Annotated in this window: 7 protein-coding genes; 6 read left to right on the plus strand and 1 reads right to left on the minus strand. The window is 51.9% G+C overall.

The genetic code is table 11. The annotated features are described in order from the left end of the window. Nucleotides 1-14 precede the first annotated feature (14 nt). From B153_RS0125985 to B153_RS0126010, 6 genes are all read left to right on the plus strand, one after another. Nucleotides 15-3,500: a SusC/RagA family TonB-linked outer membrane protein gene (locus tag B153_RS0125985; RefSeq protein WP_020599680.1), complete on the plus strand. Its 3,486-nt coding sequence runs from the start codon at nt 15-17 to the stop codon at nt 3,498-3,500. Between the two features lie 32 nt (nt 3,501-3,532). Further along, nucleotides 3,533-4,972, plus strand: coding sequence for a RagB/SusD family nutrient uptake outer membrane protein (locus B153_RS0125990; RefSeq protein WP_020599681.1), 1,440 nt, complete (start codon nt 3,533-3,535; stop codon nt 4,970-4,972). 96 nt (nt 4,973-5,068) lie between these two features. Next, nucleotides 5,069-7,363, plus strand: coding sequence for a GH92 family glycosyl hydrolase (locus tag B153_RS0125995; protein ID WP_026262465.1), 2,295 nt, complete (start codon nt 5,069-5,071; stop codon nt 7,361-7,363). 5 nt (nt 7,364-7,368) lie between these two features. Further along, entirely contained in the window at nt 7,369-9,678 is a 2,310-nt protein-coding gene (locus tag B153_RS0126000; protein ID WP_026262466.1) for a GH92 family glycosyl hydrolase, read from the plus strand. A 108-nt stretch (nt 9,679-9,786) separates the two neighbouring features. Then, a complete protein-coding gene (locus B153_RS0126005; RefSeq protein ID WP_020599684.1) occupies nt 9,787-11,556 on the plus strand; it encodes an L-lactate permease in 1,770 nt (589 codons plus the stop codon). A 149-nt stretch (nt 11,557-11,705) separates the two neighbouring features. Further along, nucleotides 11,706-13,343, plus strand: coding sequence for a hypothetical protein (locus B153_RS0126010; RefSeq protein ID WP_020599685.1), 1,638 nt, complete (start codon nt 11,706-11,708; stop codon nt 13,341-13,343). 57 nt (nt 13,344-13,400) lie between these two features. Here the strand turns inward: B153_RS0126010 and B153_RS0126015 are convergent, their stop codons facing one another. After that, nucleotides 13,401-13,946 carry a low affinity iron permease family protein gene (locus tag B153_RS0126015; protein ID WP_157634859.1) on the minus strand — a complete coding sequence of 182 codons (546 nt, stop codon included), beginning with the start codon at nt 13,944-13,946 and terminating at the stop codon, nt 13,401-13,403. Nucleotides 13,947-13,955 lie beyond the last annotated feature (9 nt).

Raw genomic sequence — 13,955 nt, forward strand, 5'->3', positions numbered from 1 at the left:
CCCCTTAACGAACGATGAAAAAACTGATACGTCTGCTACTCCTTTTCGGGGTAGTCCTGGGAGGAGTACGGCCGGGATTTTCGCAGGTGCTGGCCAAAGCCCAACAACTTCAGCAGCGGGAGGCCTACCCGAAAGGGACGGCCCTGAAGCTGAAGGATGTCCTCAAAAAGTTGCAGGACCATTATGAGGTCGATATTCTTTTTTTCGACCGGAATGTAGAAGGCATGGTAGTAACCGAGAATACCATCAACTTCAACGCGAACATCGAGCAGAACCTCAGCGCGGTGCTGAAACCGCTTGGCCTTCGGTATAAGAAGGTACGAAACGGTGGGTATGTGGTGATGGCCAAAGAACCCGCCGGTAAAGCCGAAGCCAGCAGTAGCCAGAATGCTACGTCTCTTCAGGAGCTTCAGACCAAATCCGATCAGGAAACCGATAGCCGGGAATCATCCCTGACACTACCCTCCAGGCTACCTGCGGAGGTTAAACTGGCGGATATTCCGGTGCAGGGGACAGTCATAGACGATAAGGGCGAGGGGTTGCCGGGGGTTAGTATCGTCATTAAAGGGTCGCAGAAGGGGACCACCACCGATGCGCTGGGAAAGTACCGACTGGATGTGCCGAACGCATCCGCCGTACTGATATTCAGTTACGTAGGGTACCTGGCGCAGGAAGTGGTCGTGGGTAATAAGACCACGCTCGATGTGACCCTGAAAGCCGATAACAAAACCCTCGACGAAATTGTGGTGGTGGGCTACGGTACGGTTAAAAAGAAAGATTTGACGGGTTCAGTTGGGGTTATCAGCAATAAGGAAATTAAAGATTTGGGGGTTACCCGGATTGAACAGGGTCTGGCCGGACGCGTCGCCGGGGTTCAGGTAAAAGTTGTTTCGGGCGAACCCGGTGCCGCTCCACAAATTCGTGTGCGGGGTATTGGGAGTATATCGGCCGGGGCCAGTCCGCTGTATGTGGTCGATGGCTTCCCCACCGATAATATCCAGACCCTGAACCCCAATGATATTGAAACCCTGGATATTCTGAAAGATGCTTCTGCCACTGCTATTTACGGGTCGCGCGGTTCCAATGGGGTGGTCATCATCACGACCAAACGAGGAAAAGCTGGTAAAGCCAACATCACACTCGACACTTACTACGGCTGGCAGAGTGTATCGAAAGTACCCATTATGAAGAACTCGAAAGAACAGGCGCAGTTCTTCTACGATGGTATGCGTAACAAAAACATGGATGCGGGTAAAGACGTATCGGGGCCACCAACATCCTGGGCTACACCCGTACCCGCCATCATCATGGATGTGCTGGAAGGCCGGAATACCACCGACGAAAATTCTCTGAATAAAGTTCTCATTACGGCACCCCAGCGTCAGATTCAATTGTCGGCGACGGGTGGGTCCGAAAATATTCGGTATGCCGTCAGTGGGGAATATTTCAATCAGGATGGTATTATTATCAACAGTGGTTTCAAGCGGTATTCGATGCGTTCCAACATCGATGCGCAGTTGTCTAAGCGGTTAGCCCTCAAAGTTAGTCTTAATCCTGCGTATACCGAACTGCGTTCCCTGCCGTCAACGGGCGTTAGTGGCGGCACGGCCAGTACACTAGGTATTGTCGCATCTACTTTACAGATTCATAATTTCCGTCCCTTGCTAAATCCCGACGGAAGCTATTTCAATTATGCTGGTCTGGCCGATATGGCCGACATCTACAATCCACTCGCCGTAGCTCAGGAAACGATCACATCACAGAAGAACCTTCGATTGTTGGGGAATGTCAATCTGGAATACCAGATCATGAATGATTTAAAATTTAATGTACTCCTGGGCGGTAGCCTGCTGACGAACAAAGGCATGTACTTCCGTCCGCAACGCGCCTATTTCGCCAACGAACTGCCCACCGGTACGGACAACGCGGGCCTGATCACCAACTGGCTCACGGAGTACACACTGAACTATAACAAAACAATCAATAAACACTCGATTGCTGCCTTAGCCGGTTTTACGGCCCAGAAAGAACGGGGCGAAACCAGCTCCATGACGAGCAACAAGTTTCCGAACAACCTGGTCCCTACACTGAGTGCCGTGGGTGGGTTGATCACCAACGGAACGGCAAACATTTACGAGTGGTCGCTGATGTCGTATCTGGCGCGGGTCAATTACAACTACAATAGCAAATACTACCTGACCACTTCGATTCGGACCGATGGTTCGTCACGGTTCGGAACGGAGAATAAGTACGGTATATTCCCATCGCTGGCCGTTGCCTGGCGTATTTCGGATGAAGCGTTCCTAAAAAACCGACCCGAAATCACGGAGCTGAAACTTCGGGCCAGTTATGGGGTAACGGGCAACAATAACATTGGTAACTACGACCAGTACGCGACCGTCAGCTACGAAAACTATGGGCTGGGCAACAGCGTCGCTACGGCCATTGCACCCGGCCGGATCGCAAACCCGAGCCTGACCTGGGAGACCCAGAGTTCGCTCAATTTTGGCGTAGATGCCAGTTTCTTCAATAGCCGGATTACGGCCTCCATCGACCATTTTACCTCGCACAATACCAATCTGCTGCTGAACGTAAACATCCCAAACAACACGGGGTTCAGCACAGCTTTGCAGAATATCGGCGAGGTTAAAAACACGGGCTGGGAGTTTGTATTGGGAACGGTAAACATTGACCGGAAAATCAAATGGTCGACCGATTTCAACCTGTCGACCTACCGCAATAAAGTGGTTAAACTAGGGCCACAGGGCGATCCAATCTATTCGGGCAACAACGTAACCATGATTGGACAGCCCATCGGCATGTTCTTTGGCTGGCTGACCGACGGGATTTTCAAAACGCAGGCGGACCTGGATCGGGGACCTATTTATAACCCCGGTGGCAGCGACCGTTCGCGCGTAGGCGACATTCGGTTTGTCGATATTAACGGGGATGGAGTCATCACCAATGCGGATAAAACCATCATGGGGTCGCCCTATCCCGATTTCTTCTATGGCATGACCAACCGGGTTACGTATAAAAACCTGAGCCTGAGCGTCAGTCTGCAAGGGTCGAAAGGCAACATGATCTACAACACCTCGCGGGGTGGAGGCAACAGCGGCCGGGCGCGGGTGAGAGGCTACGCCTTCAGCAACAACTACTGGAAGTCGGAGCAGGACCCCGGCGATGGCAAAACTCCTCGCCCCAACGATACCCCAACGGGTGGGGTTCGTCTGCCGAGTCAGTTGTTTCTGGATACAGGGACCTACCTGCGGATCAACAACATAACCTTAGCGTATGTGGTCCCGTCGGCCATTAGCCAGAAGCTCAAGCTGAACTCGCTGCGGGTCTATGTCAACGCCAATAATCCGTTCATCTTCACGAAGAACACGGCGTTTAACCCCGATGTCAGTACGACCGAAAATCCGCTGACGCCGGGCGTAGAGGCCAACGATTATCCACTGCCCAAAAGCCTGATGATTGGCTTGAATGTAGGATTTTGAGCCGTATCACGACAACTAAACGACTTAGCCAAATGAAAAAGATAATTTGTCTACTTACGCTGGCATCGGTGCTTACCACGTCGTGCCAAAAGAGTTTCATCGAATTGAACCCTATTTCCACCGTTAGTGTGGATGCCGTCTATAAAACGGATAAAGACTTTCAGGATGCCGTGGTCGGTATTTATGCCATGCTGCGGAATCAGTATCAGGACTTCTGGATTTTCGGTGATTTACGGGCCGACGATTCGTGGCATGCGCTCGGTAATGATGCCTTCCTGGTGTCGGTCGATAAGTTCAACATGAACAGCGATGCCAACCTGATGATTTCGACCTGGCGAAACTATTACAGCGCCATCAACCGGGCTAATCTGGTCCTGTCGAAACTGGAAACGGCCGACCCGGCTGTGGTAACGAATAAAGACCGACATATGGGTGAAGCGAAGTTCCTGCGGGCGTTTGCCTACTTCGATCTGGTACGGATTTTTGGTGATGTGCCGCTCAATATCAAGCCAACAACGGCCGACGAAGGCTACACGAAAGTTCGGGAGAAGGTCGATAAGATTTATGATGAGGTGATCGTCAAGGACTTGATGGAGGCCGAAACGAAATTGCCTGCCAAATATACGGGTGTCGATGTGGGCCGGGCTACGAAAGGAGCGGCTAAAGCGATTCTGGGCCGCGTGTACATGACCCGCAAAGATTTTGTAAAAGCCGAAGCCAAACTTCAGGAAGTGACCACGTTAGGGTATGCGCTCCTGCCGAACTACAGCGACCTGTTCGACTACACCAAAGACGAACACCATAGCGAGTACATCTTCGATATTGAATATCAGGATGGTAACCTGGGCGCGGGTAGCGGTTTTTCAAATAAGTTCTTGCCTAAATCAGCCAACTCAGCCGCCGAAACCTTCTACGGAATCAAAGGAGGAGCAGGTGAGCAGAACACGCCCACGCTGGCTTTGTTCGATTCGTTCGATCCGAAAGATCCCCGCCGGGATATTACCGTCGCCAAAGGCTATACCGATAACAATGGCGTGTTTCAGGGCTTTTTACAAATTGCCACCTTCACCAAAAAATACCTGGCCGCCACCAACTCGCTGAACGACAGTAAAGTGAACTGGAAAGTAATCCGCTACGCCGATGTGCTGCTGATGTATGCTGAAGCCCTCAACGAAAATGGGAAGACCGATCAGGCGCTTACCTACCTGAATCAGGTGCGTACACGGGCTAAAATGCCAGCCTACACCACCATGACCAAAGACCAGCTACGGACCAAGATTTACGACGAGCGCGTCTACGAACTATCGATGGAGGGCGTTCGCTGGTTCGATCTGGCCCGGACGGGACGTCTGGATGCGGTGATGGGGCCACTGGGCTACAAGCCGTTCAACGCCCTCTTCCCGATTCCACTGGTCGAAATACAGATTATCAACAACCCATCTATTCTGCCACAAAATCCAGGGTATAGTTAATCGTTTTATGTCCTTCCTTGCCCGCTCCCGTTTTGGAGTTGGGCAAGGATGAGGTTAACCCTAATAGACCTATTCCGAACCTTCCTCTTCATAATTATGAAACAAAAAATCAGCTCATTCGTCGTCTTGTCTCTCATAAGCTATCTGATGGGTGTTCAGGTGGGTTTGGGGCAGAAGAAGTCGAATTCAGCGGATGGATTGAGGTACATTGATCCGACCATTGGCAATGTAGCGCCTTTGCTGAACAGCAATCGGCCGGTGGTTCATTTGCCGAATCAGATGGTCCGTATCTACCCCAAGCGGCAGGACCACCTCGACATGCAGATTACGGATTTCCCGATGCTCTCGCAGAACGTCATTACCCCCCAAATGATTTTTGCCATCAAACCGTACTCTGGTGCGTTGGCTGATACGGGCTGGTATCGACGCCTGACCTACGATCACGACTTTGAAACCATTCACCCCTGGTATTACTCAGTTCGGCTTACCGACGACAATACCCTGACCGAATTTACACCGGGTGCCCGCACCGGAATCTATCGGTTTACCTTTCCGGCTGGGGTGAAAAAACACCTGCTCTTATCGCACTACTACGCCAACGGCAAATACGACTTTCAGAATGGAAATGCTATCGTCGGCACTGAGGCCGTAAATGATGGTATCCACGAGCAAAAAGGCATGGCGTATCTGTATGGGATATTCACAGGCAAACCGCAAACTGGCAAACGCGATGGCGAAAAAGACTGGGGACGCTATACGGTAACAGGTACGCAGGAGAAACCCAAAAAAGTGCCGGGCGAACGGGCATATGCGAGTTATTCGGAGTCGGACAGTCCGACGGTGGAGTTCCGGTATGGGGTTTCGTTCATTAGCGTCGAACAGGCCAAAAAGAATCTGGAAGCTGAACTCACGGGCGTCAGTTTCGATCAGCAAAAAGCGAAAGCACAGGCCGCCTGGGCCAAAACCATTGGTCGGATTCAGGTAGAAGGGGGCACTGAAGCGCAGAAACGGAGTTTTTACACGGCTCTCTACCGTTGCTACGCCCGCATGTTCGATATGACCGAAGACGGGAAATACTACAGCGGCTACGACAAGACTGTTCACACCGACAAACGGCCTTTTTACAACGACGATTATACCTGGGGCAACTATTTAGCCTTACATCCGTTACGCTGCATCCTGGACCCGGACCGGGAAGCCGATATGCTGGAATCCTACGTGCGGATGTACAAGGAGAGCGGCTGGATGCCCGAGTATCCGAAGCCCTACGGCGACCGACCGGGTATGTTTGGCTTCAAATCCTGTGTGATGTTTCTGGATGCTTACCGCAAAGGAATCCGCAACTTCGACGCTAAAACGGCGCTGGAAGGAATGCTGAAGAATGCCGAGCAGGCGACTATGCTACCCTCCCGAAACGGGCCTAAAGGCGCTTTGGAAGATTTTTACTACGCCAAAGGCTATTACCCAGCCCTGCGCCCCGGCGAAACGGAAACTGATCCCTTTGCGTCGCAAAAGCGGGGACAGAAACGGTCGGCGGTGGCGATTACCCTGGGTAATAGCTACGATAGCTGGGCTTTGAGTGAATTGGCTAAAGAGCTGGGTAATCAGCCGGTAGCCCAAAAGTTTGCGCCCTACGCCCAGAACTACAAAAACCTATACTACCCCAAAACGGGCTTTTTCATGCCCAAAGATGCCCAGGGCAACTGGATCGAAATCGATCCGAAGTTCGACGGCGGGCATGCAGGGCTTGATTACTACAACGAGAACAACGGCTGGAATTACCGCTGGAATGTACAGCAGGACATCAAAGGGCTGACCGAACTGATGGGTGGCCCCGACAAGGTAGAGCAAAACCTCGACCAACTGTTTCGGGAAGGAGCCGACCGACCTAAACCCGTTTTCTGGGAGAAATTTCCCGATCAGACCGGGTTGATTGGCCAGTTTGCGATGGGCAATCAGGTGACGTTCTTCATTCCCTACCTGTTCAACTACACCCATGCGCCCTGGAAAACCCAAAAATACACCCGACTGCTGCTGGACACCTGGTTTCAGGACAATATCTTCGGGGTTCCGGGCGATGAGGATGCCGGTTCCATGAACTCGTTTGTGGTTTTCTCGGCGATGGGATTTTATCCGACCACGCCCGGTATTCCCCGCTATTCGATCACGAGCCCACTGTTTACTAAGATCAGTGTGGCTCTGCCCAATGGTAAAACCTTTACGGTCGTTGCCCGGAACAACTCCCGAATCAACAAATACATCCAGTCGGCCACGCTGAACGGCAAGCCACTCACCTCCCTCTCGTTTACGCATGATGAACTGATGCAGGGCGGTACGCTGGTGCTGGATATGGGTGAAAAAACCGATAAAAAATGGGCGATACTCTATTAACCCTCATGACGATCTCAACGCGCAATCAATCCGGAATAAAGCGAGGGCTGGCGAGTTTGCTGGTGAGCGTACTAGCGGCTCAGTTCAGTTTGGCGCAACCTGGCAAACCGACTAATTCGGCCCTGAACTACATCGATCCGACCATTGGCAATGTGGCCCCGCTGCTGAATACCAATCGGCCGGTAGCACATCTGCCCAATCAGATGGTTCGTGTGTTTCCGCATCGGCAGGATCATCTGGATATGCAGATTACGGATTTCCCGATGCTCTCGCAGAATATCATTACTCCCCAGATGGTGTTTGCCATCAAACCTTCCAAAGGGGCTTTAGCCGATACGGCCTGGTTCCGTCGGCTCACCTACGACCACGATCTGGAAGTAACACGCCCCTGGTATTACTCCGTCAAACTGACCGACGATGACATTCTGCTGGAGTTTACACCGGGTGCACGGACGGGTATTTATCGGTTTACCTTTCCGGCTGGGGTTAAGAAAAATCTGCTTTTGTCGCACAATTACGCCAACGGTACCTACGATTTTCAGAATGGGAACACGATTGTCGGTACCGAGGCCGTAAACGATGCCATCCATGAGCAGAAAGGTATGGCTTACATATATGGCGTATTTACGGGCAAACCGCAAACCGGCAAGCGGGATGGTGAAAAAGATTGGGGACGATATACGGTAAGTGGCATTCCTGAAAAGCCTAAAAAAGTGCCGGGCGAACGGGCGTATGCGAGTTATTCGGAGTCGGATGGACCGGTGGTGGAGTTCCGGTACGGAGTTTCGTTCATCAGTATCGAACAGGCGAAAAAGAATCTGGAAGCTGAATTGAATGGCGTCAGTTTCGATCAGCAGAAGGCCAATGGACAGGCGGCCTGGGCCAAAGCCATCGGGAAAATCACGGTAGAAGGGGGCACCGACGCTCAGAAACGCACGTTTTACACATCACTGTACCGCTGTTACGCCCGCATGGTCGACATGACCGAAGGTGGAAAATACTACAGCGGCTACGACAAGACCGTTCATACCGATGCGCGCCCGTTCTACACCGACGACTATACCTGGGGTAACTACCTGGCCCTGCATCCGCTGCAAATTATCCTGAATCCGAAAGGCGAAGCCGACATGCTGGAATCGTACGTGCGGATGTATAAGGAGAGCGGCTGGATGCCCGAATACCCCAAGCCTTACGGGGATCGGCCGGGTATGTTCGGCTTCAAATCGTCAGTTGTCTTTTTAGATGCCTATCGCAAGGGAATCCGAAATTTCGATGTGAAAGCTGCGTTCGAAGGGATGCTGAAAAATGCCGAACAGGCCACGATGCTCCCCTTTCGAAATGGCCCCAAGGGTGATCTGGAAGACTTCTACGCGAAAAATGGTTATTATCCGGCGCTACGTCCCGGCGAAAAAGAAACGGATGCGTTTGCGTCGAAGAAACCCGGTCAGAAACGGTCGGCGGTAGCGATCACCCTGGGCGACTGTTACGATAGCTGGGCGTTGAGTGAGATGGCCAAAACGCTGGGCAACGAAACCGTCTACGCCAAATACGCCCCCCGGACGCAGAATTACCGGAATCTGTGGAACCCCAAATACAATATGTTCATCCCGAAAGATGCGCAGGGCAACTGGATCGACATCGACCCGAAATTCGATGGAGGGCATAACGGATTCGATTACTACAACGAGAACAACGGCTGGAGCTACATGTGGAACGCCCAGCAGGATTTGTCGGGCTTACGGGAGTTGATGGGCGGGCCTGAAAAAATGGAGCAGAATCTGGACCAGCTTTTCCGTGAAGGTATGGAGAAGAGCAAACCCGTTTTCTGGGAAATGTGGCCCAACCAGACGGGCATGATCGGCCAGTTTGCGATGGGCAATCAGGTTACGTTCTTTATTCCGTATCTGTTCAACTACACCAACGCATCCTGGAAAACCCAGAAGTACACCCGGCTACTGCTGGATACCTGGTTTCAGGATACCATCTTCGGCGTTCCGGGCGATGAAGATGGTGGGTCGATGTCGTCGTTTGTGGTTTTCTCGGCAATGGGTTTTTATCCGACCACGCCCGGTATTCCCCGCTATTCGATCACCAGTCCGCTGTTTACCAAAGTCAGCGTCGCGCTACCCAACGGCAAGACATTTACCATATCGGCTCCCAAGTCGTCCCGCACCAACAAATACATCCAGTCGGCCACGCTGAATGGCAAGCCACTCACCTCCCTCTCGTTTACGCATGATGAACTGATGCAGGGTGGTACGCTGGTGCTGGATATGGGCGAGAAGACCGATAAAAAATGGGACATGCAAAATTGAGTTTTTGATGAGTTTGATTGTAACACAGAGACTCACAGAGAAAGCACGGAGCGGCACAGAGATGATACTGTGAATGTATGATTTTAATTCTTTAGGCTTTAACTAACTATGGTCTGGAAACAAGTAATAGACCCGTTCGATAACCTCATTCTTTCGGCTCTGGTGGCTTCGCTGCCCATTCTGTTCATTTTCTGGGCACTCATCATCCGCAAGATGAAAGGCTATCAGGCCAGTCTGATTGCTATCGGGATCGCTGCGGTCATTGCCATTGCCGTTTACAAAATGCCCGTTCAACTGGCCGGACTTTCGATTCTACACGGGGCCCTGTATGGGTTGTTTCCCATCTGCTGGCTGGTGATCATGGCCGTATTCCTCTTCAACCTCACCGTTAAGGCCGGACAGTTCGACATCATCAAACACTTCATGGCATCCATCACCTCCGACCGACGACTCCAGGCCCTGCTCATCGCCTTCTCCTTCGGAGCCTTCCTCGAAGGTACAGCCGGATTCGGTGCCCCCGTCGCCATCACGGCCGCCATGCTCGTCGGACTGGGATTCAACCCCCTCTATGCCTCAGGTATCTGCCTGATTGCCAATACCGCCCCGGTCGCTTTTGGCTCCATCGGTATTCCCATCACGGTAGCCTCCCAGGTGTCGGGTATTCCCGAACTGCCCATCTCCCAGATGGTGGGCCGCACCCTGCCCATCCTGTCGGTGATCCTGCCGTTTTATCTAGTGACCATCATTGCCGGGTTCAAAAAAGCCCAGGAAGTGCTGCCCGCCGTGCTGGTGTCGGGCGGAGCGTTTGCTTTATTGCAGTGGTTTTCGGCCAACTACCTGGGTCCAGCCCTGCCCGATGTGATTGCTGGACTGGGCTCGATCATCTGTCTGATGACCTTTCTTCGGTTCTGGAAGCCCAAAACCATCTGGCGATTTGCCAACGAGCCCGCGGCTACTTTCGATAGCTCCATTCAGTATTCGGGGGGGGAGCTACTGCGAGCCTGGAGCCCGTTTCTGCTCTTGACCATCATGGTTATTTTCTGGGGATTGCAGTCGATCAAGGATGTGCTCAACGCCCATGGTCAGCTTCAGTTCGAGTTTCCGGGTCTGCACAATGCCATTCAGGGCCAGGACGGAACGCTGCTGGCCAAAGTGTTCAAGTTCAACTACCTCTCGGCAGCCGGTACGGCCATTCTGATTGCCTCGCTGGTGACCATTCCGCTGGTGGGGCTGACCTATCGGCAAGGGCTACAGGTCTTTGGGGCAACCCTGCATCAGCTTCGGTTCCCAACCCTGACGGTGGCCTCGGTATTGGGGTTTGCCTATATCGTGAATGACTCCGGCATTACCCTCACCCTGGCCCGAGTGCTGGCTAGTACAGGAAGTTGGTTCCCCTTTTTCGCGCCGGTACTGGGTTGGCTGGGTGTGTTCATCACCGGGTCCGACACCTCGGCTAATGCCCTGTTCAGCAAGCTCCAGTACGCTACGGCTCAATCCATTGGGGTGGACCCGGTGGTGAGTGTAGGGGCCAACGTGTCGGGGGGCGTGGTGGGTAAGATGATCTCGCCCCAGTCGATAGCGGTGGCGGCAGCGGCTGGGGATCTGGTGGGCAGGGAGTCGGATTTGTTCCGGTTTACGGTCAAGCACAGTTTCATCATGCTGGTCTTTATCTGTGTGCTCACGCTGGCCCAGGCCTATGTGTTTCAATGGATAATACCGGTCTATGAAAAGGTAGCAGGTACGAAAACCACAGCGGTTCCTGACTTGTCGAAAGGCTATACATACCTCATTGGCCTGATTGTCATACTGGTCGTCTTTGCTGTGGCGGTTCTGACCATGGTAAAGAAAAAGCCTAAAGTACCGACGCTGGTCGACTGAGTCATACTGGGCTCTGTTCTTAATCGCACTACCCTAAAGGGGGCTTAGCTTACGAATGTTCATAGCCCCCTTTAGAGGGTTGGAGGTAGTACAAAAACTATCTCGAATCTACTAAACTCAACTTTTATATAGTAAACCTCATGACATTGATGACTCTTCCTAAACGCCATTTGCTGGCAGCCCTTTTTTGCCTGTGTGTGCAATGGGTACAGGCTCAGGCCCTAAAACGGTCGAATGTTCCCGCTCCAGCCTTCGAGGTTACGGGCAGTATTTACCCCTGGGAAGTGCATGACGAAGGGATGGACCTGATTCTGGACAATATGACCCGAATTGCGGGTGTTAATTCGGTGTACCTGATCGCCGTTATGCACGAAGAACACCGCCCGTTCAATAACGATAAATTGCCCGGTACATTTACGTTTATCCACAATCCGGTTCGGTCGCAGTGGGATGCCGAAGACTCCCGTGCCTATTTCAAACCGGACATGGCTATGTACGGAAAGATAAAGCCGCTGATGTCGCGAGAGTCCTGGCTGAACGATACCGACTGGTTAAAAATTGTACTCGATAAAGCGCACGCACGTGGATTGCGGGCTGGGGTAGAAGTGTCGCATACCTACATACCCGTCGAAGTGCTGAACGCACATCCGGAATACAAACAGCGTGACATCAATAACAATCCGGTCGACCGGCCCTGTACGAATAATCCCGATGTACGGGCGTACCTAACCACGCTTTACACCGATCTGGCCAGGCATTATGATGTGGATTACATTCAGACCTGTATGCTGCTGTTCAGCCGGTCCGACGATCCAGTGAAGGGCGGATCCTGTTTCTGCGAGTCCTGCAAGCATAAGGCCAAAACAATGGGCTTCGACATGGAAGCGGCTATGCCCGTTCTGAAAGATAACCCCTATGCCGAGCCGCAGTTGAGCAACTGGCGCAAATTCCGACGCGATTGTACCACCGAGATTTATAAGGAAGTAACGGATAAGATTCACCACGAAAACCAGGCTATCGATTTCCGGCTGAACGACCTCAACGACCGGACCTCGGGCTTAACGCTGGAAGAACTGAAAGGAAACATCAACTCGGTCCATCTCTCGACCCATACCGAGCAGAACGGATATCAGAAATCGGATCGGAAATCGCGGATACTGACCACCCAATATTTCATGGGCAACGATATTCGGATTATCCCTGGTGTACCAACCCGCCTGCTTACCACGCCCGACATCATCAAATCGAGTATTAAAATCTCGGTCGAAAATGGTTCGAAAGGCATTGGTATCAAACACTACGATGGATCACCTTATTCGAATCTGCGGGCGGTTCGGAATGGATTAAGCGAAGCCGGGGTAGCGGGTTTTACGCCCATTATGGGTATCGAAGCCGAAGACATGACGTTGTCCGGTTATACTCCCGATAAATTCCTGATCGAACAGGGTGTGCAGACAACTGGTAAAGGAACGGCTAAATCGACGTTCAATCATCCGTCGGGCGTGTATGATGTGGTGGTTTCGTATGTCGATGAAAAAGGTGGTCAGGGCAATTTATCGCTGGCCGTAGCGGGGAAGCAAAAAGCATCGTGGAAGCTCAGCGAAGATGTGGACTGCTGGCGACGGAAAACCATTCCCAATGTAAAAATCAACACAGGCGATACGATTGAACTAACGGGTGTGGCCGATGGTAAAGAAACCGCCCGTGTCGATTTTATCGAGTTTGTGGCGCAAACGAAACCAATGTCTGCTCAGAAAGGTGATCGCCGGGCAGAAAAGAGCGAATAAAGCAAGATAGGTAAATAGTTTATTGTAGGTTGGTTGGAAAGCATGATAGAGCTTCTATCATGCTTTTTTATGGGCCACCTTTTTAGGCGTTACTTCCTTTTTATGGTCTACTTTGTGCGCATGCACCCCCAGCTTTTCTTCCGTTTTGTCAATCGCTTCTTCCACCGAGTGCGATTTGCGCAGGTCGCTGGTTTGCTTGGTTAGTTCGGCCATAGCGCAGTAGTGTTTATACAGAATTTCCAGTTCTTCCTCGCTCAGGTTTTCGCTGGCTACCAGTCGGTTGCTGGCTCCCTTGGTAGCGGCAATCAGCTCGTTCAATTTGAGTTGAACCGAAAGCGACTCTTTATTCTGCGCTTTCTGTATCACAAATACCATCAGGAACGTGATAATCGTTGTTCCGGTGTTGATGACGAGTTGCCAGTTTTCGGAGTAGCCGAAAACGGGACCCAGCGCGGCCCAGACAATAACGGAGGCCATGGCCAGAATAAAGGCGGGTGATGATCCGGTGGCTTTAGCTACGGCTGATGAAAAGCGTTCGAAAAAGCCTTTGTGTGTATGTTCTGCGGGGTTGAAGGAAGCTTCCATAACGTGTTTTTTAGACATGACTTGTAA

The organism is Spirosoma panaciterrae DSM 21099, from assembly GCF_000374025.1.
GTDB lineage: Bacteria > Bacteroidota > Bacteroidia > Cytophagales > Spirosomataceae > Spirosoma > Spirosoma panaciterrae.